Source organism: Streptomyces gottesmaniae (assembly GCF_031845845.1).
In the GTDB taxonomy this organism is placed as follows: domain Bacteria; phylum Actinomycetota; class Actinomycetes; order Streptomycetales; family Streptomycetaceae; genus Streptomyces; species Streptomyces akebiae.
In genome coordinates this window covers 123,595-147,163 of sequence record NZ_JAVRFJ010000025.1, presented here as the reverse complement: position 1 = coordinate 147,163, position 23,569 = coordinate 123,595, and the positions used below count along the sequence as shown (strand labels likewise).

Here is a 23,569-nt window from a genome sequence, read left to right as displayed (position 1 = left end):
CGCCCGCGCCCCGCCCCCCCCCACCCGCCCCCGACGACCGAACAGGCACTCCCTCCCCATCAGTCACCCCGTACTCGGCCGAACCGTACGTTTGACCGGGGAACCCAAGGGCTAGGTTGAGCCGTATGGCATCGACGCACAGCGCGCGGATCCTCGTCGCCTCCAACCGGGGCCCCATCACGTACACCGAGGACGAATCCGGCGCCCTCACAGCGAAGCGCGGCGGTGGCGGCCTCGTCTCGGGGCTCTCCGCGATCGACTCGGAGGCGGGCGCCGTCTGGGTGTGCTCCGCCCTCGGCGACGGCGACCGCGAGGCCGTACGCCGCGGTGTCGGCGAACCCGGCGTCCGCATGCTCGACATCCCCGCCGACGTGCACCACGCCGCGTACAACGGCGTCGCCAACTCCACGCTGTGGTTCGTGCACCACATGCTCTACCAGACCCCGCTGGAACCGTCCTTCGACGCGGAGTTCCGGCGCCAGTGGGCGTCGTACGAGACGTACAACCGGGCCTTCGCCGAGGCGCTCGCCCAGGAGGCGGCGGACGGCGCGTCCGTGCTCGTCCAGGACTACCACCTGACCCTGGTCCCCCGGATGCTCCGCGAACTCCGCCCCGACCTGCGGATCGGCCACTTCTCCCACACCCCGTGGGCACCCGTCGACTACTTCCGGCTGCTGCCCGACGACATCGCCGCGCAGGTGCTCGACGGCATCCTCGGCGCCGACCGGGCCGCGTTCCTCACCCGGCGGTGGGCGGACGCGTTCAGCGAGTGCGCTCGCGCCGTCCTCGGCCCCGACGCCCTCTCCGGGACCCGGATCGGCGTGCACGGCCTGGGCGCCGACGCGGACTTCCTGCGGGCTCGCGCCCACGAGGCGGACGTCGACGACCGCATGGCCGCGCTGCGGGAGCAGATCGGTACGGCTCCCGACGGCACCCCGCGCCGCGCCGTCGTCCGCGTCGACCGCACGGAACTCTCCAAGAACATCGTGCGCGGCCTGCACGCCTACCGTCAGCTCCTCGACGACCGCCCGGCCTGGCGTGAGCGCGTCGTGCACCTCGCCCTCGCCTACCCGTCGCGGCAGGACCTCGCGGTGTACCGGGACTACATGGCCGAGGTCCAGCGGGTCGCGGACGACATCAACGAGCGGTACGGCACACCGGGTTGGACGCCGGTCGTCCTCCACCTCAAGGACGACTTCGCCCGTTCCCTCGCGGCGTACCGGCTCGCCGACGTGGCCCTGGTGAACCCCATCCGGGACGGCATGAACCTCGTCGCCAAGGAGGTGCCGGTCGTCTCCGACGAGGGGTGCGCGCTCGTGCTGTCGCGGGAGGCCGGGGCGTACGAGGAGCTGGGGGACGACTCGATGGTGGTGAACCCGTACGACGTGGTCGGTACGGCCGCCGCCCTGCACGAGGCGCTGTCCCTGCCGCCGGCCGAGCGGGCGGAACGGACGAAGCGGCTCGCCGGGGCGGCCACGGCGCTGCCGCCCACGCAGTGGTTCCTGGACCAGTTGAGGGCGTTGGAGGGCGCCCAGTAGCTCGGGGGTTCGGGTTCGTCGGCGAGAGCGGGTCGTGCGGGTCCGGCGTGGTTGCTCGCGCAGTTCCCCGCGCCCCTGGCAGAGCCGGGGCGCCCCTGCCTATACGTGCTCGGCGATTGTCGAAAGCAGGTGGACGACCCCCGCCGGTCCGTCGACGACCAGGTCCGCCCGCTCCGACAGCTCCGTGACCTCCGTGCTGCCGCTGCACACCAGCAGGCCCGATGTGCCCTCGGTACGGAGTTTCTCGATGGTGGCGAAGGCGGGGAGGTCGCCGAGGTCGTCGCCGGCGTAGAGGACGGACTCGGCGGCGGTCTCCGCGAGGTGGTCGCGGAGGGCGACGCCCTTGTCCATGCCCGGGGGCCGGAGTTCGAGGACCAGGCGACCGGGTTCGACGATGAGGCCGTGGCGGCCGGCGAGGTCGGCCAGCGGGGCGCGCAGGGCTTCGAAGGCGGCCTGGGGGTCGCTGGCGCGGCGGGTGTGGACGGCGACCGCGCGGCCCTTCTCCTCGATCCAGGTGCCCTGCCGGGCCCCGACACGGTCCAGCAGGCCGGGAAGCTCCGCGCGGACCGCGGCGACACCGGGGTGCGGGGCGGGGGCGCTCACGGTGCCGGTGACGGCGTCCCAGCGTTCGGCGCCGTAGTGGCCGAGGACGACGAGGTGTTCCAGGCCGGGGACGCCGGCGAAGCCGCCGTGGCGGACGGCGACGGAGGCGGGGCGGCCGGTCACCACGGCGACGGAGGCGACCTTGGGGGCGAGCGCGGCGAGGGCGGCGACCGCGTCGGGGTGGGCGCGGGCCTGTTCGGGGTCGGGGACGATGGGGGCGAGGGTGCCGTCGAAGTCGAGGGCGATCACCGTACGGCCGGGTCGTTCGAGGATCGCGTCCAGCGCGGCCCGCCCGGCGGAGGTCACGGGTGTCGGCAAGGTGGCCCGGGGGTTCTCTGCGTCCTTGTGGCTGCCCATGGCGTCGACCCTATCCGTCATCTCTCCTCCCGGCGGGCCTCTCTCACCCTTCGCAGCCGGTTGACCGTGACCGGGTCGTGGGCGAGGGCGCGCGGGTCGTCGAGCAGGGCGTTGAGCAGCTGGTAGTACCGCACGGGTGCGATCCCGAGCCGCTCCCTTATGGCCCGCTCCTTGGCCCCCGGCCCCGCCCACCCCTGCCGCTCCACGGCGAGGATGGCCTGTTCACGGGGTTCGAGCGCGTCCATGGGACGACGGTAGCGGACGGGTGTGACAGCCGTGCGCCCCTGAAAAGCGCGGGGCGCAGCCCCCGCTTCTCAGGGCGCGGGGAACTGCGCGAGAAGCCCCACCGGACCCGCACCCGCCAACGCCCCACGCACCCCCACCCCCCAAGGCGCCCTAATCCTCCCGATCCGCCACACTCGCCGTCTGCTGCAGCTCCTCCAGCACGACCCCGGGCTTCGCCCCCGGCCGCACCGCCCGCCCGATCTGCTCCTTGACCGCCGCGCTGACATCCGCCCAGGACGTCTTGCCCACGGGCGGCAACACGGCGTCGGGCAGCGCGTCGAGGAAGGGGTGGAGGTCGGCGTCGTCCGGGTCCGCCGCCATCTCCTCGGACGCGGACGCGGTCACCGGCAGCAGGTCGTACTCCCGGGAGAAGTCGAGCACGTTCTCGTCGTTGTAGACGAAGTCGAGGAAGTCACCGATCTCCTCCCCGTGCCCGTTCTGTTTGAAGGCCATCATCCAGTCGGCCACGCCCATCGTCGCGTGCTCTCGCCCGTCGTACCCCGGCATGGCGGCCGTCCCGTAGTCGACTCCCTCGTCGGCGGCCATCCGCATCAGGCTGGGATGCCCGTTGAGCATGCCCACCTCCCCCCGCGCGAACGCCGCGAACGCGTCGGCCCGGTTGAGCTCCGCCGGCGCGGTGGGCCCGGTGAGCCCCTTGTCGACCAGCTTGTCCTTGAGCCAGGTGAAGGTCCGGACGTTGTCGTCGGAGTCGATCCGGTAGGTGCCGACGTTGTCGGTGTAGCCGGCCCCGCCGCTGAGCAGCCACTGCATGGTCTCGGCCTGGGCCTCCTCGGGCCCGAGCGGCAGCGCGTACGGGGTCCGGACCCCGGCCCCGTCGAGGGCCGCCGCGTCGGCCGCCAGCTCGTTCCAGCTGCGCGGGGCGCCGTCGAGGCCCGCCTCGGCGAAGAGCTTCTTGTTGTAGAAGAGGACGCGGGTGGACGCGGCGAACGGCATCCCGTAGGCGACGCGCCGTACCTTGCCCGCGTCGGCGAGCTGGGGGAGGAAACCGGCCTGGACGGGGATGGAGAGCAGGTCGTCCACCTCGTAGAGCCGGTCGGCGGAGGCGTAGTCCGCGTAGGTACCCGCCTGCGCCATGTCGGGCGCCTCACCGGCGGCGACCATCTCCTTGATCTTGCGGTCGACGTCGTTCCAGGAGTGGACGGTGACATCGACCGTGACGCCCGGGGTCTTCTTCTCGTACGCCTTCACGACCGCGTCCCAGTACTTCCGGGAGCTGTTGGCCTTGGAGTCGCCGTAGTCGGCGGCGACCAGCGTCAGGGTGACGCCGGGGCCGTCGGCCGCCGAGGCACCGCAGCCCGCGAGCGTCGCCACCAGCCCCAGCGCGGCCAGTGCCGCCATCCCGCTGTTCCTGCTGTTCCCGCTGTTCCTGACGCCCGTCTTCGTCCGCCGCTGTCGCTGTCGCACTCGTACTGCCCCAACCCATCGCATGTGCCCCGCGTGGAACAGCGTGGATCACCGGCTCCGCGCTCAAGGCCGTTGATCACTCAACTTCTCGAACTCTCCATAAGGTCTACACCACTCACTCCCATGAGGTCTAGACCATGTAAGTGGACTAGACCTCTCGCGGGTAGAAGGGTCACACTGTCCTCCGTGAGACATGTCATCGCCCTCGATGTGGGCGGCACCGGGATGAAGGCCGCACTGGTCGGGGCCGGCACCACGCCCGCCGGGGAAACCCGCCCCGGCGCGCCCGTCCTGCTGCACCAGGCGCGCCTGGCGACCGGTCGTGAGCGCGGGCCGGAGGCCGTCGTCGCGTCGATCCTCGACTTCGCCGCCGAGCTGCGCGCGTACGGCGTGCGGCACTTCGGCGCACCCGCGGTCGCCGCCGGGGTCGCCGTGCCCGGCATCGTCGACTCCGAGCGGGGCACAGCCGTCTACGCCGCCAACCTCGGCTGGCGTGACGTCCCGCTGCGCGCGCTCCTCGCCGAGCGCCTCGGCGGCATCCCGGTCGCCCTCGGCCACGACGTGCGCACCGGAGGGCTCGCGGAGGGGCGCGTGGGCGCGGGCCGAGGTGCCGACCGCTATCTCTTCGTGGCGCTGGGCACCGGGATCGCCGGGGCGATAGGCGTCGACGGCCGGGTGGAGGCGGGCGCCCACGGCTTCGCGGGCGAGATCGGCCACATCGTCGTACGCCCCGGCGGCATCCCGTGCCCCTGCGGGCAGTACGGCTGTCTGGAGCGGTACGCCTCGGCGGCGGCGGTCAGCCAGGCCTGGGCGGAGGCCTGCGGGGAACCCGAGGCCGACGCGGCGGACTGCGCCAAGGCCGTCGAGTCGGGCGACCCGCGCGCGAGCGCCGTCTGGCAGCACGCCGTCGACGCCCTCGCCGACGGCCTCGTCACCGCCCTCACCCTCCTCGACCCCCGCACCCTCATCATCGGCGGCGGCCTGGCGGAGGCCGGTGACACCCTGTTCGCCCCTCTGCGCACCGCCGTGGAACACCGGGTGACCTTCCAGAAGGTCCCCGGCATCGTCCCCGCCGCCCTGGGCGACACCGCGGGCAGCCTCGGTGCCGGCCTGATGGCCTGGGACCTCCTCGCCCCCACACACCCCGCGGCCCCCACAGCCCCCACGGACCCTTCGGAGGTAACCCCCTGATGGCCCCCGCCTTTTCCGACACCGGGTCCGACAGCAGCGCCCCCTCAGGGGCGCGGGGAACGGCGCGACCAGCCCCCACGCACCCGCGGTCGCCACACACAGCGCATCCCTATGTCCTGGAAGGCGCCAACGTCGTCCTCCCCACCGGCACGGTGAAGAACGGCCGTCTCACCGTCAAAGGCACCAAGATCTCCGACAACCCCCCGGAGAACGCCCACACCATCGACGTCCGCGGCCACTGGCTGGTCCCCGGCTTCGTCGACCTCCACAACCACGGCGGCGGCGGAGCCTCCTTCACCTCCGGCACCGTCGACGACGTGCTGACAGGCATCCGCACCCACCGCCTCCACGGCACCACCACCCTCGTCGCCTCCACGGTCACCGGCGACATGGACGGCCTCGCCCACCGCGCCGGCCTGCTCTCCGAACTCGCCGAACAGGGCGACATCGCCGGCATCCACTTCGAGGGCCCCTTCATCTCCCCCTGCCGCAAGGGCGCCCACTCGGAGGAACTGCTCCGCGACCCCGACCCGGCGGAGGTCCGCAAGCTGATCGACGCGGCGCGCGGCCGGGCCGCCATGGTCACCCTCGCCACCGAACTCCCCGGCGGCCTCGACTCCGTGCGCCTCCTCGCCGAACACGGCGTCATCGCGGCGATCGGACACACGGACGCGACGTACGAGCAGACGGTTCAGGCCATCGAGGCGGGCGCGACCGTGGCCACCCACCTCTTCAACGCGATGCCACCGCTCGGCCACCGCGAGCCCGGCCCGATCGCCGCGCTCCTGGAGGACGAGCGGATCACCGTCGAGCTGATCAACGACGGCACCCATCTCCACCCCGCCGCCCTCCAGCTGGCGTTCCGTCACGCTGGCCCCGACCGGGTCGCGTTCATCACCGACGCCATGGACGCGGCCGGCTTCGGCGACGGCCTCTACACCCTCGGCCCGCTGGCGGTCGAGGTCGTGGACGGTGTGGCCCGTCTGGTGGAGGGCGGCTCGATCGCGGGCTCGACCCTCACCCAGGACCGCGCCTTCAAACGGGCCGTCACGGTGGACCGCCTCCCCGTCGAGGACGCCGTCGCCGCCCTCTCCGCCAACCCGGCGAAACTCCTCGGCCTCTACGACCGCGTCGGCTCCCTGGAGCCCGGCAAGGACGCCGACCTCGTCCTCCTCGACGCGGACTTCGAGCTCCAGGGGGTACTACGCAGGGGCGAGTGGGTGGTCGATCCCCAACTGGGCTGATTGGTCTGGTTGTTGGCAGAGAGCGCAGAGTGCGGCGGTTGTCCCGGGGGCTGGGCCGACCGCCGCTCTTTTGGCATGATCGAGCCTCCGCAACAGCGTCCGGGCGAGCGCACTCTGTTACTCGGCAGGCGCGCTCACGAGCACCAAGGGGGTAGGCCCAGGTGATCCTCACGGTCACACTGAACACCGCTCTCGACATCACCTACCGCGTACGGGACCTCAGGGCCCACGCCACGCACCGGGTGACCGAGGTCACCGAACGGCCCGGCGGCAAGGGCCTGAACGTGGCCCGGGTGCTCGCGGCCCTCGGCCACGAGGTGACGGTCACCGGTTTCGTCGGCGGCGCGACCGGCCGGGCCGTGCAGGACCGGCTCACGCACACACCGGGCGTCGTGGACGCGCTGCTGCCGGTGGAGGGCGCGACACGCCGGACGATCGCCGTGGCCGACGCGAGCGGCGACACGACCCAGCTCAACGAACCGGGCCCGCTCGTCACGCCCGCCGAGTGGTCCGCCTTCCAAGAGGCGTACGTCGATCTGCTGCGCTCCGCCTCGGTGGTGGCCCTGTGCGGCAGTCTGCCGCCGGGGGTACCGGTGGGCGCGTACGCGGGCCTGGTCCGTACGGCCCGCACGCTGGCCGTGCCGGTCCTGCTGGACACCAGCGGCGAGCCGTTGCGTCGCGGGGTGGCGGCCCGACCCGACATGGTGAAGCCGAACACCGACGAACTGGCGGAACTCACCGGCTCCCACGAGCCGTCCCGCGCGACCCGGGACGCCCGCCGCCGCGGCGCGCAGGCGGTCGTCGCCTCCCTCGGACCGGACGGTCTCCTCGCCCACACCCCCGAGGGCCACTGGCGTGCCTCCCCGCCCCGCCGTCTGCGCGGCAACCCGACCGGGGCGGGCGACTCGGCGGTGGCCGGCCTTCTCTCGGGCCTGGTCGACCGCCTCCCCTGGCCGGACCGCCTGGCCCGCGCGGTCGCCCTGTCGGCGGCGACCGTACTGACCCCGGTGGCGGGCGAGTTCGACCGTCAGGCGTACGAGGAGCTGGTGGGGCAGGTGGCGGTGACGGGGGAGGTCACGGCGGCGTGAGCGAATGCGCTCAGCTTCCGCCTTCCTCGTTCTTGCCGGTCAGGTACAGCTGGTCGATGTTGACGTCGCAGGAGTTGCCCTGCTCGCACGAGATCTTGATCTCGTTGGTGCCCTTGTTGAGCTGGACGGCGGACCAGCTGTACGTCCAGCCCTTCTCGTAGTCGCCCTCCGGGGCCTTCGAGAAGTTCTCGAGGTTGAGCGGGCGACTCTGGACCTTGCCGTTGACCGTCAGCGTGGCGTTGGCGTCTTTGCCGGGCACTCCGTAGACGACGTACAGCCGGTACGAATCGCTCTTCGGGACGTCCTCCGTCTTCCACGTCACCGACGAACCCACCGAGTTGAAGTTCCCCACATAGAACCCGCCCTCCGACTTCGCGCCGGGGACGTCGGAGGCGATGGCCGCGTTGCCGCCGAGGAGGAGGGTCTTGGCCTCGGCCTTGGGGAGTTCGGCGGTCTCCGCGTCCTTGGACTTGCTCGCCGACGGGCTGGGGTCGGTGCTCTCCTGGGTGGCGGGGCCGGTGGAGGCGCCGGTGTCGTTGCCCGAGGCGTTGTCGGAGTCGTCGCCGCCGAGCATGGCGACGCTGATGCCGATCACCACGGCGGCCACCACGGCGATCGCGCCGATGAGGAGGCCCTTGGTGTTGGGGCCACGGCCCCGGCCGCCGCCCCCGCCGTTGCCGTATCCCTGCTGACGCGTCGCCGGGGCACCGCCGGAGAAGCTCTCGGGGGCCTGGTAGTGCGCGTTCGGCTGGCCGGGGGCGCCCTGCGGCTGGCCGTATCCCTGCTGCGGGACCTGCCCGTACTGCGCGGTGGCGGCCTGCGGGGCCTGCTGGGTCTGCTGCCCGTACTGCCGCTCGCCGACCGGACGCGCCCGATTGACCGCGTTCGGGTAGCCGTAGCTCGCGCTGGGCGGCTGGGCTCCTCGGGCCTGTCCGTCGGCGTAGAGGTAGCCGAACGGGTCGTCGTCCTCGGGCGTGCTCGCGCCGTTGTTGCCGGGCGTCATCCCTAGGTCTCCTCAGCGGTGCGGTACATGCGGTACGGGTGGCGGGTTGTGCGTGGGGGTGTAGGAGAGCGAGCCTACCCGCTCGCAGTGCCCCAAACGGGTGACTCGGACCTCATCGCGGGACGGGCACAGCGCCGACCAGGCTCTTTTCAGCCGCCATCGGCCGCTGACCTGGGCTTCTGCCCTGGTGTCTCCGCTGTCACACGAGGGGCTATCCGGCCCGCCTGTGCTGTCTGGGACGAGATCGTTTCTCGACGTACATCCGCTCGTCAGCTGATTTCAACACCTCGTCCGCCGTCATTCCGCAGTGGGCCCATCCGATGCCGAAACTGGCACCGACACGCATCGCGCGACCGTCGACGCGAATCGGCTGGATGATCTCGTTGCGCAGGCGTACGGCGAGGTCCTGGGCGTCCGCGCGGCCTAGTCCGTCGGCGAGGACGACGAACTCGTCACCGCCGAGCCGGGCCACGGTGTCGCCGTCACGCACGCCCCGGCTGAGCCGCCGGGCCACCTCGATGAGGACGGCGTCCCCCGCGTTGTGCCCGAACCGGTCGTTGATCGACTTGAACCCGTCGAGGTCGCAGAAGAGCACCGCGAGCCCCTTGGTCCCGTCGTCCCGCTCGTTCTCGGGCGCGACGGTGTGCACATGGTGGTCGAAGGCGTCGTACGGCCCACCGGCCGCGTGGAAGTCGAAGGCGTGCCCGGCGGCCTCGTACGCGTCGAACGACGGGTGCGGCAGCCGCGCCGCCTGCTCGGCGCCGAACTCCCCGTGCTCGCCGCCGTCCACCTGCTCACCGAACGGCCCGAAGGCCGCGTTCATCGAGTCGGCCGCCGCGCCGGCCGGGAGTGACTGGGGCCGCTGGCAGAGACGGGCGGAGAGGCGCGAGCGCAGCTCGGCGGAGTTCGGCAGGCCCGTGAGGGCGTCGTGCGAGGCCCGGTGCGCGAGCTGGAGCTCGCGCCGCTTGCGCTCCTCGATGTCCTCGACGTGAGTGAGCAGGAAGCGGGGCCCGTCGGCGGCGTCCGCGACCACGCTGTTGCGCAGCGACACCCATACGTACGTCCCGTCGCGGCGCCCGAGCCGCAGCTCGGCGCGCCCGCCCTCGGCGGAGGTCCGCAGGAGAGTGCCTATGTCCTCGGGGTGGACGAGGTCGGAGAACGCGTACCGCCGCATGGCGGAGGCGGGCCGCCCCAGCAGTCGGCACAGGGCGTCGTTGGTCCGCAGGATCCGGCCGTGCTGGTCGCCGCCCATCTCCGCGATGGCCATACCGCTCGGGGCGTACTCGAAGGCCTGCCGGAAGGATTCCTCGCTGGCGCGCAGCGCCTGCTGCTCCCTTTCGAGCCTGACCAGTGCACGCTGCATGTTGGCGCGCAGCCGAGCGTTGCTGATCGCGATGGCGGCCTGGAAGGCGTACATCTGGAGCGCTTCGCGTCCCCACGCGCCCGGTCGGCGACCGTTTCGCGGCCGGTCCACGGAGACGACACCGAGCAGCTCGCCGCAGGAGGCGCCACCGGCACCCGGGGTGTACATCGGCGCGAAGAGCCGGTCGGAGGGGTGCCACTCGTCCTCGAAGCGGGGCGCGGGGCCGTCGGTGTACCACTGGGGCACGTCGTCCTCGTCGAGCACCCAGCCCTCGGTGTGCGGTATGAACCGCAGGTCGCCCCAGGCCTCGCCCATGCTCAGCCGGCGGTCCCAGGAGGCGCGGGAGCCGACGCGGCCGGTGATCAGGGCCTCGGCGGCGCTGTTCCCGGAGAGGGCCGCGACGACCAGGTCGCCGTCGGGGCGGACGAGGTTCACGCAGGCCAGTTCGTAGCCCAGGCCGTTGACCACACCGTCGGCGACGGTCTGCAGCGTGTCGGCCAGGCTGCGCGCGGTGTTCATGTCCGCCATCACCTGGTGCAGCTGCCGCAGCGTCGTCAGACGGACGTAGGGCTCCGACTCGGTCTCCATTCGCCCTCCCCCCGAGATCTCGTGGCAGCTCCAGGCTCCAGGTAACCTGCGTCACCTGCTTAACTCGCGGGCTTACAACCGCTTACAGTTCCCGCTTACAGGTTCCAGCTTCCCCGCCACTGAATCACAGCGCGAAGCCCACTCGGTACACAGGGTCAACAAAATATGGCTCCTGTGACTCAAGTCACAACGGAACATGAGCAATTGAGTGGAGTTTATGCGTTTCCCTCGTGCGCTTCCTGAACAGAATTCAGAACTCTGTGTAGGCACTGTGAGCGGGGTTGAGCGGGGGCGATCGGACGCCTCCGGCGTCCGTCCTAGGTCGCAGGTCCGGGGGTGGGGTCGGGCCCCGGCCCGATGTGGGGGCCCATGGCCGCGGGCTAGCGTGCGAGCGTGCCGAAGACAGTTCCTCTCGCAAACGCGCCCGTCGCCGAGCGCACCCCGGCCGCCGACGGTTCCCTCCCCGCCGGGCATGCTGAGGGGGTGAGTGAAGACGAGTTCCGTGCCGCGATGTCCCGACTGGCGGCGGGTGTGGCCCTGGTGACCGCGCACGAGGCGGCGCTGGACCCGGACGGGCCGCGCGGCGAGGACGTCGGCATGACGGCGACCTCCTTCATGTCCGTGTCCCTCGACCCGCCCCTCGTCCTGGTGAGCCTCCGCGAGGACTCCCGCATGGACGACCTCCTCGCCGAGCAGCCCCTGTGGGCGGTCTCCGTCCTCTCCGACCACCAGCGCACCGTCGCGGCCCGCTTCGCCATGAAGAACCGCGTGAGCGACCGCCTCCTCTTCGACTCCGTCCCCCACACCCGGGGCGGCACCAGCGGCGCCCCCCTGATCGACGGCGCCCTCGCCACCCTGGAATGCCGCACCGAGCAACGGGTGGCGGCCGGCGACCACACCCTGGTCATCGGCAGAGTCCTGAGCGTGACCTCCCCGACCGCCGCGGGCACGGACACAGGGCCGCTCACCTACTTCCAGGGCCGCTACAGGCAGCTGTCCCCGTAAGCCGGGCCCCGCCGGGACCGAGGTCGCGACGGCTTCCCCTCGTCGTGACGGGACACGTCAGCACTCTCCCGACGCTTCACCGCCCACCGAGGTGACAGCCCTCAGCCCCAGTCCCGACCCGACCGGCCCCGCTTGGTGTCGGAGCGCTGCTTCTTCTCCCGCAGCCGCCGTTCGTTGATCCCCCTCGGGATACGGGTCGCCCGCCGCGGCTTCGGCGGCGGCGCGGTCGCCTCCGCCAGCAGCGCGGCCAGCCGTACGGCGGCGGTCTCCCGGTTGCGCCACTGCGAACGGTGCTCGGAGGAGCGGACGCTGACCACCCCGTCGACGAGCCTCGACGCGAGCCGCTCCAGCGCCCGCGCCTTCCACACCTCGGGCAGCGCCTCGGTGTTCGCGAGGTCGAACCTCAGCTCGACCTGCGAGTCACTGGTGTTGACGTGTTGTCCGCCGGGGCCGGAGGAGCGGGAGAAACGCCAGATGAGCTCGGCCTCGGGGAGCGAGACGGAGCCACGGATGACGTAAGGACCGGACATGCCCCCATGGTCGCGCGAATGTCCGGTCCACGTCACGCCGTTTTCACCGCGTCCGGCCACAGTAAAGAAAGTAAAAACCGCTGGAACCTCTGGCGCCCCTCCCGACGTTCATAGGGGTACAGGTAGCTTCGTCCCCGGCACGAAGCCCGTAAGGCACGTACGTAACGAGGGAAGGACTCCCAACCATGGCTGTAAGCCTGTCCAAGGGTGGCAACGTCTCGCTCACCAAGGAGGCTCCGGGCCTGACGGCCGTCACCGTGGGCCTCGGCTGGGACGTCCGCACCACCACCGGCACGGACTTCGACCTCGACGCCTCCGCGATCGCGGTCAACCCGCAGGGCAAGGTCTACTCGGACGGCCACTTCGTCTTCTTCAACAACAAGCAGACCCCGGACCAGACGATCGTCCACACCGGCGACAACCGCACGGGTGAGGGCGCGGGCGACGACGAGGCGATCAACGTCAACCTGGCGGGCCTCCCCGCCGACGTCGACAAGATCGTCTTCCCGGTCTCCATCTACGACGCCGAGAACCGCTCGCAGAACTTCGGCCAGGTCCGCAACGCCTACATCCGCATCGTCAACCAGGCCGGCGGCGCCGAGATCGCCCGCTACGACCTCTCCGAGGACGCCGCCACCGAGACCGCCATGGTCTTCGGCGAGCTGTACCGCAACGGCGCCGAGTGGAAGTTCCGCGCGGTCGGCCAGGGTTACGCCTCGGGTCTCGTCGGCATCGCCCAGGACTTCGGCGTCAACGTCTGAGTTCCCCGCACCGGCCGTCCGGGGCCGACGCCCCGCCCCGCCGCACCTCACCGAAGGCCCCGCCACGACACGGCGGGGCCTTCGGCGTCGTACGGGCCGATCGGTGGGACTCCCGTCGTACCGGCCGGTCAGCGGGTCCTGGCGTCATACGCGCCAGTCGGCGGAGTACTGGATGTGCAGCGTCGCGGGGAGGCGCCGCCGGTTCCGTATCCGCGACCAGGGCCCGGGGTCCAGCTCGACGCAGAAGTGTCCCGCGTGCGGATGCCGGTACGGGAACGACGGGGCCTGGTCGACGAGGCCGCGCAGCGCGGTGCCGTGCTCGCGGAACGCGGTGGGGCTGCCCACGACGAACAGTGTGTGCGCCGCGATGTCGAAGGCGAGGTGGTCGCGGTACGACCGGTAGGCGCGCCGCTCGTGGTCGAGGGTGTCCTCGTCGGGGAAGTCCCGCTCCGGAGTGGCCGTCGTCTGGGGCCTGCCGGTGTCGAGCCGTGACCGCACCGCCTTCCACCTGGCGGGCGGGAACCGCAGGCTTTGACATCCTCCCCCTCTTAAAAAAAGGGGGATTCCAACCCATGCGGGCTGAGGTTCACGGACGCTCGACCGCTGGTTGGGCGGTGTCGTCCCTCCGGCACCGGCTGTCCGCCGGGGGCGGGGGATCCCGCCCTGTCCTGCCGCGACATTGGTTGCTGCGTTGGTGTCCGCGTTGCAGGTGAAGCCGCAGGAGGAACAGACGAACTCGGCTTGGCTCTTGCGCGAGTTCTTGTCGATCCATCCGCAGGCACTGCACCGCAGAGACGTGTAGGGGGCGGGCACGTCTTCGACCCGGCCGGGGGCCTTGTGTCCGGTGCGCTGCCGGAGCAGGCCCCAGCCCTGGGCGAGGATCGACCGGTTCAGGCCGGACTTCTGCGCCACGTTCCGGCCGGGCCGCTCCACGGTTCCCTTCGCGGAGCGGGTCATCGTCTTGATGTTCAGCTTCTCGAACCGGACCAGGTCATAGCCGCGGGCGAGCATGGTGCTGGTCTTCTCACACCAGTCCTTGCGCCGGTTCACCTCCCGCGCCTTGAGCCTGGCCACCTTCGCGTACCCGGCCGCCTTGGCGGCGCTGCCTTTCGGGGCTCTGGCTGCCCGCCGCTGGTGCTTGCGGATCTGCGCCCGCTCGCGGGTGGTGAGCTGGGGGCAGTTCAGTGTCCGTCCGTCGGAGAGGGCGGCGGTGATCGTGACGCCCCGGTCGATGCCGATCACCGTATCCGTGCCCGGCCCCTCGACGGGGTCGGGGATGACGGCGAACGCGATGTGCCACTGCCCGTTGCGGAAGGTGACCCGGACGTCTTCGCCTCCGGCAGCTTCGCACCCTTACCCCTGGCACTGAGGCGGAAGCGGACCCAGCCGCAGCCGGGCACCCTCACCTGCGCCCACCGCCGGTTCAACTTCTGCACGACCACGGACCGGCCCATGACCTGCCTGCCGGTCCTCGCGTTCAGCTTCGGCGACCCGTCCACGTGGTATTCCGATACGCGGTCGGTGCCGATGACCCGGAAGCCCTCGTGCACATGCTTCCTGCGCCAGGTCGGCTCACCGAACCCCGACGTGAAGCGGGCGTTCTTGGCCTTGGCGAAGTCCTTCAGGGCCTGCTGCTGCACATCCGCGTTGCCCGAACCCAGCCACTCGTTCTCCCGCCGGGCCTCGGTGAGCTGACGGCACTGCTCCGCGAAACCGGGCGCACTCCTGCGCCACCGCCGCCAGTGCGCATGCTGCTCGACCGCAAGATTTCACACGTACCGAGCGTGCGCGCAGTGCGTGAGCATCCGCTCGGCCTGCGCGCGCGACGGATACATCCGGAAACGTGACATGCCACGAACCTAGACACTCCGTTCCCCTCCCGCCCGCGCCTTCGACCCACATCACCCCTGCGAGTGACCAGCACGCCCTCGCCTTCCAGGACACCCCCCGACCGCCTGACCCTCAATCCGCCACCACGAACCGCTCCAGGCCATCCCCACCACCGTCTCCCCCCCAGACGCCGAATCACCCTGACAGCGATCCGGCTTTCCCCCGCCCCGCCACTCGGGAACGGGCATTCACCTCGGCCCTGAAGGACCGGGCACCCCGCCCGGCAAGCAAGGTGGTGGAGCAGCACCAGGTCCAGCGTGACGGGTTCGCCGTCACCGACGGCGCCGCCGACGTGATCGACGCCCTCGGGAGCGCGGTTCGCCCGGATCGGCAGATGGATCAGCGACCGGGCGGACCGGGCGGCCAGCGCCCACAGGGCGACGAGCCGCTGCGCGCCGGCCCGGTCGACGTACATCGACAGCCAGTGGTGGTCGTCGCGCAACGCCAGCCGGGCCGAGGACGGTTCCGGCCGGATCACCCGGAACTCGTCGCCGCCGAGCTGGACCTTGTGCACCCGCACCCGCTCTTCCACACGCCTCCTCGCGCTCCCACCGCGCTCCCACGCGCTTCCTCTTCACTCGCCCGCGCCGGCTCTCGCCCCGGCGGCGGTTCGCCAGGAGGCACTGTAGATCCGGTGTCAGACCCGATCGATACCGTGCGGGGCATGCTGCTGCTCGAACCCCTCCGCACCGCCGAGGACGGAACCATCCCCGGCCCCCTCCTCGTCGAACTCACCGCCCTGCACGCCTCCAACCGCGACTTCTACGCCCTGAGCGGTGACTTCCCGGACGCGGACGACATCCGTCCCGAGCAGGTGGCCGCGGCGCTGGGGGTGGAGCTGGCCAACCCGGACGTGGAGATCCTGCTCGCACGCGAGAGCGAGGACGAGGACCAGGGGGCAGGAGAGGGGCAGGGGCGGGGTGACGGCGAGGGTGGCAGCGTTCGTCGGCTCGTCGGGGCCGCCATCACCCTCGCGCGGCATCCCGATCCGGCCGACCCGGACCCGTGGATCGGGCTGCTGCTCGTCGACGCGACGGCCCAACGCCGGGGCTACGGACGCCAGTTGGCCACCCTCGTCGAGGAGCGCTTCCGGCAGGCGGGACGGACCGCCGTCCGGCTGGCGGCGCTCGACAACAACCCGGGCGCTCTGTCCTTCTGGACCTCCCTCGGCTACGAGGTCGTCGAACACCGCCGGGACCGTCAGCTGGGGCGCCCCTGCACGGTGCTGCGCAAGACGCTGCGTACGCCGCGCCGGGCCGCCCGGATCGCCGTACTCGATCCGGAGGGTGCCGTCTTCCTCTTCCAGTACCACAACTCCGAGGTGGGCCTGCACTGGGCGTTGCCCGGCGGCGGTCTGGAGGAGGGCGAGACCCCGCGCGAGGGTGCCGCGAGGGAGTTGCGCGAGGAAACGGGCTGGACGGACCTGGAGCCGGGCGCCCTGCTGTGCACCTGGGAGCACGACTTCACCCGCTGGGACATCCCCGTACGTCAGCACGAGACGGTCTACGTGGCACGGGGCCCACGCCGCGCACCGGTCGGCGGCCTCCTCGCCACCTCGCGCGCCGACGAGGGCATCCTGACCTGGCGCTGGTGGACCCCCGCGGAACTCGCGGACCCGACGGCGGAGCCGGTCTGGCCGCCGGACCTGGCGCGGCTGCTGGCGGCGTTCGAGCCGACCTACGACACGGGAGCCGCACCCACGCCGTGACCACACTCCAGCCTCAGGCTCCCTGCCCCACTGTGCCGGTCTTCGGCGGCTTCCCGTCCCCGTACAGCCAGTCGTCCCAGATCGTGGTCAGGTCGGCCTCCGGAGCCGCCGTCGCCGCGAACTCCTCCGCGTACGTGGTGAAGTCGGCCGTGTCGGCGTTGCCGTGGCGGTGCTCGGCCGCCCAGCCCCGGAGCAGTCCGAAGAAGGCGTCGTCGCCGACGGCCCGGCGGATCCTGTGCAGCACCATGGCCCCGCGTTCGTACACCGGACTGTCGGAGATACGAGCGGCGCTCGGCGGCTTCGCGGGCGGGAAGTCCCAGACGGCCTCGTCCTCAACCTCGTCGTCGGCCGCGTCCTGGTGGTGGTCGCCCTCGTACAGCGCGTCGAAGATCTCCTGGGCGCTGTCGCCGCCGTGGTCCTCCTCCCACAGCCACTCGGCGTAGGTGGCGAACCCCTCGTTCAGCCACATGTCCCGCCAGCTCTTCGGGGTGACGGAGTCGCCGTACCACTGGTGGGCCAGTTCGTGCACGAGGAGCGAGAGATCGGGAGCGCCGGGGAAGACGGGGCGGTTCTGGGTCTCCAGCGCGTACGCGACATCCCCCGGCCGGTCGACGATCGCGCCGGTGGAGGAGAAGGGGTACGGACCGAACCTTCCCTCCGCCCACCTGATGACCTCGGGGATCCGCCCGAGCACCGCCCGGCTCTCCTCGACCTGGGAGGGATCGACCGCGACGTACACGGGCAGCCGCAGGCCCTCGACCGTCGAGCGGCGGATCTCGTACCTGCCGATCGCGAGGGTGGCCACATAGCTCGCCATCGGTTCGGCGGTGTGCCAGGAGAAGGCCGTACGGCCGTCGCGGGTGGACTCGCGCGTCAGCTCCCCGTTGGAGACGGCCCGCAGGCCCTCGGGGACGGTGACGGTGATGTCGTAGGCCGCCTTGTCGGAGGGGTGGTGGTTGCCGGGGAACCAGGCCATCGAGCCCGTGGGTTCGCCGAGCGCGAGGACGCCGTCGGCGGTCGGCAGCCAGCCCTCCCGGGAGCCGTCCGGGTCGGTGATGGTCACCGGGGTGCCCGAGTAACGCACGGTCGTCCGGAACGTCTCCCCTTCGTCGAGCCCCTGCTCAGGAGTGACGGTCAGCTCCTGCCCCGCCCGCTTCCACCGCGCCGCCACGCCCCCGACGGCGACCGACGCGACGTCCATCCCCCGGAGATCGAGGTTGAAGGAGCCGAGGTCGCGCGTCGCCCGCGCGGTGACGACGGCGGTGGCCCGCAGCCGGGCCCGCGCACCGGGGTCGTGTCCGAGGGTGAGGGCGTAGTGGGTGACGTCGTACCCGCCGTTGCCGAGCCGCGGGAAGTACGGGTCCCCCAGGCCGGCGGAGCCCTTCGTCCTCCTGGCCTCGCCGCCACCGTCGGTGCACGACGTGAGCGTGAGGGCCAGCGCGACGGTGAGGAGTGCGGCCGGGACAACCCGTGCGGATCGGGACACGACGGCGATCCTATGAGGACATGACACCATCGCCTACGTGCTCGACATCGGCTACGCCCTCTCCAACCGCTTCCCCGATCCGCCGCAGACGGACTACCGCCGCGCGGACGTGTACGCACTGCGGCACGACCTGTTCTGCGGTGACGTGTACCTCGCCGACACCAAGGCGGACCGGGAGCTGTCCACAGCCTGGGGATGGGTGCCGGTGCTGGACTTCGCGTGGGCGCTGTGCGACATCGTGGAACAGCTCGACCAGGACCCGGCCGGCTCCCGCGCCTCCCGGCCCCAGTACGCGGAACTCGATTTCACCGAGTCCACCGACCGCATGCTCTTCGAGCGCCGCTTCGGGTGGGTGGACGTCGAGGCGGACTGGATGCCGGCCGAGGAACCACCGCTGACCTTTCCCCACGCCGAGCTCCGCCGTGAGGCCCGCGACTTCCTCCACGACGTGATCGCCGACCTCTGCGACCTCCACGACGCCCTGGCCGAGAACCCGGCGATCTGGACCCTCCAGGCCCGCTTCCCGAGGGTTCCGTAGGAGCTCACCCTGAGGGCCGGAGGCCCGAAAGGGGCGCGGGGAACTGCGCGACCAGCCCCCACCGAACCCGCGGACGGGCTCAGCGGACGGGCTCCGCGGACGGACTCGAAGCGCCCCACCCCAAGCCCCGCCGGCCACCCCCACCTCACCCCGCCTCACTCACACCTCGCACCTCACCCCTCCACCCCTCATCTCACCCCTCCACCCCTCATCTCACCCCTCCACCCGAATCCCCATCTCCCCCGCCAACACCGGCGCCAGATCCATCAACTGCGCCGCGCTGATCACCGCCCCCGACAACCGGTCCACCCCCCGGGCGATCTCCACCGACGCGGCCTCCCGCAGATCCACGTCCACCAGACTCGCCCCGCTCAGATCGACCCCTTTCAGGGCACACCCCACAAACGCGACCCGCTCCAGCCGCGCGCCCCCGAAATCCGGCTCGACCAGCACACAGTCCTCGAACACGACATCCTTCAGCCGCGCCTCGCGCAGATTGAGGAAGTCGATCTTCCCTCCACGCACGAGCACCCGCTCCAGCACGGCCCCGTGCAACTGCACCCCACCGAGCCGAGCCTCCACCAGCTCGACGTCCCGCAACGTCGCCTCGGCCAGATTCGTCCCGATCCCCCGTATCCCCGTGAGGACGGAGTCGAGCACGCGGGCCCGGTGCAGCCGCGTCTCGTCCAGCGCGCACCCGGTCAGCGCGCAGTCCATGAACCGGGCACCCCCACCGTCCTGCCCGCCCAGGTCCTCCTCGCGGAACTCCAGCCCGTCATAGTCCCCGTCGGGCTCCAACCCCCCGTCCGCGAACGCCTCCAGCACCGGCAACCGCACCTCCGGCCGCCGCGCCGCCTTCACCACCGACCTCGCCCTCACCATCCCCTCATCGTGCACCCCACCACTGACAATCCCGCTGACCTGCACGGAACCCCGCCCGACCACCGCCCCGCAGCCCCATGTCACATCCCGGCGCCCTCGATCCGTCGTACCCGCGAACAGCCACACAGCCACACAGCCGCGCAACCGGCTGACGGACACCGACCCGAGGGAGCCCTGTCATGCACGCCACCCGACCCCCCACCCCCCTCACCGTCATCGGCGGCGGCTTCGCCGGGCTCACCGCGGCGATCACCGCCGCCGAGGCGGGCGCACGGGTCACCGTCTACGAGGCACACCACACCCTCGGCGGCCGGGCGCGGACCGCGGAGGGGCCGTACCGGACGAACGAGGGACCGCACGCGCTGTACAACGGCGGCCCCCACTGGACCTGGCTGGCGCAACGGGACCTGATCGGACCGCTCGCGCCCCTCCCGCCCCTGGAGACCGCCCGGTTGCGCCTGCACCACAGGGGCGCCCTGCGCCGGACCCCGCCGTTCGCGATGCTCAAGCTCCTCAGCCCCCGCCGCATGGGCCGACCCGCGCCCGTCGACATCGACTTCCTCACCTGGGCGACCGAACAGGCCGGCGAGGAGGCCGCACGCGCCGCCGCCAACTACGCGGCCGTGGCGCTGTTCCACCACGACCCGGGCTCCCTGTCCGCCGCGTTCGTGCAGGAACGGCTGCGCCGGGCCACGAAGCTGCCGCCGGAGGCGCACTACCCGCGCGGCGGCTGGGCGAGCGTCATCGACCGCATGGCGGCCCGTGCCTGGAACCTCGGCGTCCGCATGGAGACCCTCAGCCGCGTCGACAGCCTCGACGCCCTCACCGGCTCCGGCACCGGCACCGGCACCGGCACGGGAGGCCACGGCACCCGCACCCGCGTCGGCACCGGCCCGATCATCGTCGCCACCTCCATGGACGCCGCCCGCCGCCTGCTCAAGGACGACTCGCTGATCTGGCCGAGCGGCCGTACCGCGCTCCTCGACCTCGCCGTCCGCACCCGCCGCGGCGACGCGTTCGCGGTCTCCGACCTGGACGCGCCCGGCTGGATCGAGCGGTTCACGGCCCAGGACCGCACGCTGGCGCCGGCGGGCGAGCAGTTGCTCCAGGGCCAGTTCCCGATCGGTCCGCACGAGTCGCGGGCGGACGGCATCGCCCGCGCCGAACACCTGCTCGACCTGGGCTTCCCCGGCTGGCGGGACCGCGTCACCTGGCGGCGCGAGGCGACCGCCAACGGCCGTACGGGCGCCGTCGATCCGGTCGGCACCAGTTGGCGCGACCGCCCCGCCGTGGACCGGGGCGACGGCGTGTATCTCGCGGGCGACCAGGTCGCGGCGCCGGGCGTGCTCTCGGAGGTGTCGTTCAACAGCGCCCTCGCGGCCGTCTCGCTGGCGCTCGGCAGAGGGGCGAGGAACACCCTTGACCTCAAGCATGCTTGAGGTCGGAGGCTGGGGTCCGCCAAGCGAAACCGGGCGAACACACGCCACGTGAGAACGACATCGCTCAAGGGGGCCCCTCCATGCACGCCATCCGTCTGCACGCCTTCGGTCCGGCCGAGAACCTGACGTACGAGAAGGTCGCGGACCCCGAGCCCGGGCCGGGCCAGGTCCGTATCGCCGTCGCCGCGGCCGGGGTACACCTGCTCGACGCGGCCCTCCGCGAGGGCGCTCCGGGACCCGGACCGACGCCGGAACTGCCCACCATCCCCGGCCGCGAGGTCGCCGGAGTCGTCGAGGCGCTCGGGGAGGGCGTCCCGGAGGAATGGCTCGGCCGCCGCGTCACCGCCCACCTCGGCTTCGTGCCCGGCGGCTACGCCGAACTGGCCGTCACCGAGGTCGAACGACTGCACGAGATACCGGAGAACCTCGACTTCGCACAGGCGGTCGCGATGATCGGGACCGGCCGTACGGTGATGGGGATCCTCCTCTTCGCCGAACTCGGCCCGGACGACGTGGTCGTGATCCCGGCCGCCGCCGGCGGGATCGGCACACTCCTCGTGCAGTACGCCAAGAACGCGGGCGCCACGGTGATCGGCCTCGCAGGCGGCCCCGCCAAGACGGCCCGCGTGGCGGCGAACGGCGCCGACCTGGCCGTCGACTACACCGAGCCGGCCTGGCCGGAGAAGGTCGCGGCGTACCGGGGCAAGGCCACCATCGTCTTCGACGGCGTCGGCGGGGCGGCGGCACGCGAGTCCGTCGCCCTGCTCGCCCCCGGTGGCAGGCACCTGGTCTTCGGCTGGTCGGCGGACGGCATCAAGGACGGCGGCCCCTACGTCGTGGAGGGTCTCTCCGAGACGGTCCTCGGCGAGGAGATGCGCCGCCGGGCCGGCGGCCCCGACCCCATCCGCACCCTCGAACTCCGCGCCCTCGCCGAGGCCGCCGCCGGCCGCCTCACCCCGGCCGTCCACCGCTTCCCCCTCGCCGAGGCGTCCGCCGCCCACCGCGCCCTGGAAGACCGCGGCACGACCGGCAAGGTGGTGCTGGAGCCGTGACCGCCCCCACCACCCGCCCCGGCAACGCCACGCCACCGACCACCGCCCACGCGCCGGCCACCCCCGACCCCCGCCGCTGGTGGGCCCTCGTCGTCATCGCGCTCGCCCAGCTGATGGTGATCCTGGACGCGACGATCGTGAACATCGCACTGCCCTCCGCACAGCGGGACCTGGGCATGTCCGACGGCAACCGGCAGTGGATGATCACCTCGTACACCCTCGCCTTCGGCGGGCTGCTGCTGCTCGGCGGGCGCCTCTGCGACCTGGTGGGACGCAAGCGGGCCTTCGTCGTCGGGCTGGTCGGCTTCGCCGCGGCCTCGGCGCTCGGCGGCGCGGCCGGCACCTCCGGGACGCTGTTCGCGGCCCGCGCCCTCCAGGGCGTCTTCGCCGCCGTCCTCGCCCCCTCCGCGCTCAGCCTCCTCACCACCACCTTCACGGACCCGACGGAACGCGGAAAGGCGTTCGGCATCTACGGCGCCATCGCGGGCGGCGGCTCCGCGATCGGCCTGATCTCCGGCGGGCTGATCACCGAGTACCTGGACTGGCGCTGGTGCCTCTACGTCAACGTGCCCATCGCCGTCGTCGCCCTCGTCGGCGCGACCGTCCTCCTCCACGACCGCCCGGACCGCACCGGCGTCCGCCTCGACGTGCCCGGTGCCCTCCTCGGCTCCGCCGGCCTCGTCGCCCTCGTCCACGGCTTCGGCGAGGCCGAGCCGCGCGGCTGGACGGACACCCGCGTCCTGGTCCTCCTCGCGGCGGGCGCCGCGCTGCTCACCGGCTTCGTCCTGCGGCAGCGCGCGGCCCGGCACCCCCTGCTCCCGCTGCACATCGTCAGGGACCGCGACCGTGCCGGCTGCTTCCTGACGATCTCCCTGGCGACCGCCGGCATGTTCGGGATGTTCCTGTTCATGACCTACTACCTCCAGGTCGTCCTCGCCTACTCACCCGTGCGGACGGGCCTGGCCTTCCTCCCCCTCACCGCCGCGATCATCACGGGCTCGACCCAGATCTCGGCCCGCCTGATGCAGCGCGTGCCGCCCCGGCGGCTGATGGTCCCGGGCGCGCTGCTGGCCGCGACCGGCATGCTGACCCTGACCCGCCTCACGGTCGACTCGTCGTACACCACCGGCGTCCTCCCGGCGCTGATCCTGATGGGCCTGGGCATGGGCATGACCTTCATGCCGGTCTTCTCCACCGCCACCGCCGGGATAGCCCCGCACGACGCGGGCGTCACCTCGGCGACGGTCAACACCGCCCAGCAGGTGGGCGGTTCCCTCGGCACGGCCCTGCTGAACACCATCGCCACCACCACCGGCGCGGCCTATCTCGCGGCCCACGGCCACACCCCGGCCGCCGTCCGCGAAAGCGTCGTCCACGGCTACACCGTCGCGCTCTGGTGGGCCGCCGGCATCCTCCTCCTCGCGGCCACCGTCGCCGCCGCGATGATCACGGCGAAGGCCCCGAACCGCGCCGCCGCACCGCAACCGACGACGGCCTGAGGACCGGCCGGACGGTCACCGATCAACACCCCAGAGGGGGCGGTCCGACAAGGCCGCCCCCTCACCAGCGCCGTGCGCCTCAGCCCCGCCCCCG

The 23,569-nt window shown here is 72.2% G+C and carries 20 protein-coding genes; 11 read left to right on the top strand and 9 right to left on the bottom strand.

The window, feature by feature from the left end; all coding sequences use genetic code 11:
• The first annotated feature begins 125 nt into the window (after positions 1-125).
• Positions 126-1,538 carry an alpha,alpha-trehalose-phosphate synthase (UDP-forming) gene (locus RM704_RS26900; RefSeq protein ID WP_033525958.1) on the top strand — a complete coding sequence of 471 codons (1,413 nt, stop codon included), beginning with the start codon at positions 126-128 and terminating at the stop codon, positions 1,536-1,538.
• Between the two features lie 99 nt (positions 1,539-1,637).
• On the opposite strand, the gene otsB is transcribed toward RM704_RS26900, so the two are convergent.
• The 3 genes from otsB to RM704_RS26885 form a co-directional block, all read right to left on the bottom strand.
• On the bottom strand, positions 1,638-2,498 hold the full coding sequence (gene otsB / locus RM704_RS26895) for a trehalose-phosphatase (protein WP_033525959.1): 861 nt from the start codon (positions 2,496-2,498) through the stop codon (positions 1,638-1,640).
• A gap of 17 nt (positions 2,499-2,515) precedes the next feature.
• Positions 2,516-2,743 (bottom strand): DUF3263 domain-containing protein, encoded by a 228-nt coding sequence (locus RM704_RS26890; RefSeq protein ID WP_033525960.1) that lies wholly within the window; start codon positions 2,741-2,743, stop codon positions 2,516-2,518.
• Between the two features lie 151 nt (positions 2,744-2,894).
• Entirely contained in the window at positions 2,895-4,142 is a 1,248-nt protein-coding gene (locus RM704_RS26885; protein WP_033525961.1) for an ABC transporter substrate-binding protein, read from the bottom strand.
• A 252-nt stretch (positions 4,143-4,394) separates the two neighbouring features.
• Here RM704_RS26885 and RM704_RS26880 point away from each other — a divergent pair, with 252 nt between their 5' ends.
• From RM704_RS26880 to RM704_RS26870, 3 genes are all read left to right on the top strand, one after another.
• A complete protein-coding gene (locus RM704_RS26880) occupies positions 4,395-5,399 on the top strand; it encodes an ROK family protein (protein ID WP_078937005.1) in 1,005 nt (334 codons plus the stop codon).
• Positions 5,399-6,643, top strand: coding sequence for an N-acetylglucosamine-6-phosphate deacetylase (nagA, locus tag RM704_RS26875; RefSeq protein WP_192829598.1), 1,245 nt, complete (start codon positions 5,399-5,401; stop codon positions 6,641-6,643). Before RM704_RS26880 ends, nagA begins: the two co-directional genes overlap by 1 nt.
• Positions 6,644-6,804: 161 nt before the next feature.
• Entirely contained in the window at positions 6,805-7,731 is a 927-nt protein-coding gene (locus RM704_RS26870; protein WP_033525962.1) for a 1-phosphofructokinase, read from the top strand.
• 10 nt (positions 7,732-7,741) lie between these two features.
• Here the strand turns inward: RM704_RS26870 and RM704_RS26865 are convergent, their stop codons facing one another.
• Both RM704_RS26865 and cdgB read right to left on the bottom strand, forming a co-directional pair.
• The gene (locus RM704_RS26865; RefSeq protein WP_033525963.1) at positions 7,742-8,734 is read right to left on the bottom strand and encodes a carbohydrate-binding protein; all 993 of its coding nucleotides are present in this window, start codon (positions 8,732-8,734) and stop codon (positions 7,742-7,744) included.
• 211 nt (positions 8,735-8,945) lie between these two features.
• Positions 8,946-10,685 carry a diguanylate cyclase CdgB gene (cdgB, locus tag RM704_RS26860; RefSeq protein ID WP_033525964.1) on the bottom strand — a complete coding sequence of 580 codons (1,740 nt, stop codon included), beginning with the start codon at positions 10,683-10,685 and terminating at the stop codon, positions 8,946-8,948.
• Between the two features lie 483 nt (positions 10,686-11,168).
• Here cdgB and RM704_RS26855 point away from each other — a divergent pair, with 483 nt between their 5' ends.
• On the top strand, positions 11,169-11,690 hold the full coding sequence (locus RM704_RS26855) for a flavin reductase family protein (RefSeq protein ID WP_033525965.1): 522 nt from the start codon (positions 11,169-11,171) through the stop codon (positions 11,688-11,690).
• Between the two features lie 101 nt (positions 11,691-11,791).
• Here RM704_RS26855 and arfB read toward each other — a convergent pair whose 3' ends face one another.
• Positions 11,792-12,220: an alternative ribosome rescue aminoacyl-tRNA hydrolase ArfB gene (arfB, locus tag RM704_RS26850; RefSeq protein ID WP_033525966.1), complete on the bottom strand. Its 429-nt coding sequence runs from the start codon at positions 12,218-12,220 to the stop codon at positions 11,792-11,794.
• A gap of 185 nt (positions 12,221-12,405) precedes the next feature.
• On the opposite strand from arfB, the gene RM704_RS26845 reads away from it, so the two are divergent.
• Positions 12,406-12,981 carry a TerD family protein gene (locus tag RM704_RS26845; protein WP_005486352.1) on the top strand — a complete coding sequence of 192 codons (576 nt, stop codon included), beginning with the start codon at positions 12,406-12,408 and terminating at the stop codon, positions 12,979-12,981.
• A gap of 144 nt (positions 12,982-13,125) precedes the next feature.
• On the opposite strand, the gene RM704_RS26840 is transcribed toward RM704_RS26845, so the two are convergent.
• Complete coding sequence (locus RM704_RS26840) at positions 13,126-14,259, bottom strand: RNA-guided endonuclease InsQ/TnpB family protein (RefSeq protein WP_311591323.1); 1,134 nt, start codon at positions 14,257-14,259, stop codon at positions 13,126-13,128.
• Positions 14,260-15,538: 1,279 nt separating this feature from the next.
• On the opposite strand from RM704_RS26840, the gene RM704_RS26835 reads away from it, so the two are divergent.
• On the top strand, positions 15,539-16,579 hold the full coding sequence (locus RM704_RS26835) for a bifunctional GNAT family N-acetyltransferase/NUDIX hydrolase (RefSeq protein WP_033526059.1): 1,041 nt from the start codon (positions 15,539-15,541) through the stop codon (positions 16,577-16,579).
• Positions 16,580-16,592: 13 nt separating this feature from the next.
• Here the strand turns inward: RM704_RS26835 and RM704_RS26830 are convergent, their stop codons facing one another.
• Positions 16,593-18,065 (bottom strand): M1 family metallopeptidase, encoded by a 1,473-nt coding sequence (locus tag RM704_RS26830; RefSeq protein WP_033525967.1) that lies wholly within the window; start codon positions 18,063-18,065, stop codon positions 16,593-16,595.
• Positions 18,066-18,102: 37 nt separating this feature from the next.
• Between RM704_RS26830 and RM704_RS26825 the strand changes: the two genes are divergently transcribed.
• The gene (locus RM704_RS26825) at positions 18,103-18,603 is read left to right on the top strand and encodes a hypothetical protein (protein WP_033525968.1); all 501 of its coding nucleotides are present in this window, start codon (positions 18,103-18,105) and stop codon (positions 18,601-18,603) included.
• A gap of 213 nt (positions 18,604-18,816) precedes the next feature.
• On the opposite strand, the gene RM704_RS26820 is transcribed toward RM704_RS26825, so the two are convergent.
• Positions 18,817-19,485 (bottom strand): pentapeptide repeat-containing protein, encoded by a 669-nt coding sequence (locus RM704_RS26820; RefSeq protein WP_107072245.1) that lies wholly within the window; start codon positions 19,483-19,485, stop codon positions 18,817-18,819.
• 179 nt (positions 19,486-19,664) lie between these two features.
• On the opposite strand from RM704_RS26820, the gene RM704_RS26815 reads away from it, so the two are divergent.
• The 3 genes from RM704_RS26815 (at position 19,665) to RM704_RS26805 (ending at position 23,475) form a co-directional block, all read left to right on the top strand.
• Positions 19,665-20,924 (top strand): FAD-dependent oxidoreductase, encoded by a 1,260-nt coding sequence (locus RM704_RS26815; RefSeq protein WP_311591321.1) that lies wholly within the window; start codon positions 19,665-19,667, stop codon positions 20,922-20,924.
• A gap of 80 nt (positions 20,925-21,004) precedes the next feature.
• Entirely contained in the window at positions 21,005-21,976 is a 972-nt protein-coding gene (locus tag RM704_RS26810; RefSeq protein WP_033525971.1) for a zinc-binding dehydrogenase, read from the top strand.
• Complete coding sequence (locus RM704_RS26805; RefSeq protein ID WP_052145904.1) at positions 21,973-23,475, top strand: MFS transporter; 1,503 nt, start codon at positions 21,973-21,975, stop codon at positions 23,473-23,475. Before RM704_RS26810 ends, RM704_RS26805 begins: the two co-directional genes overlap by 4 nt.
• Positions 23,476-23,569 lie beyond the last annotated feature (94 nt).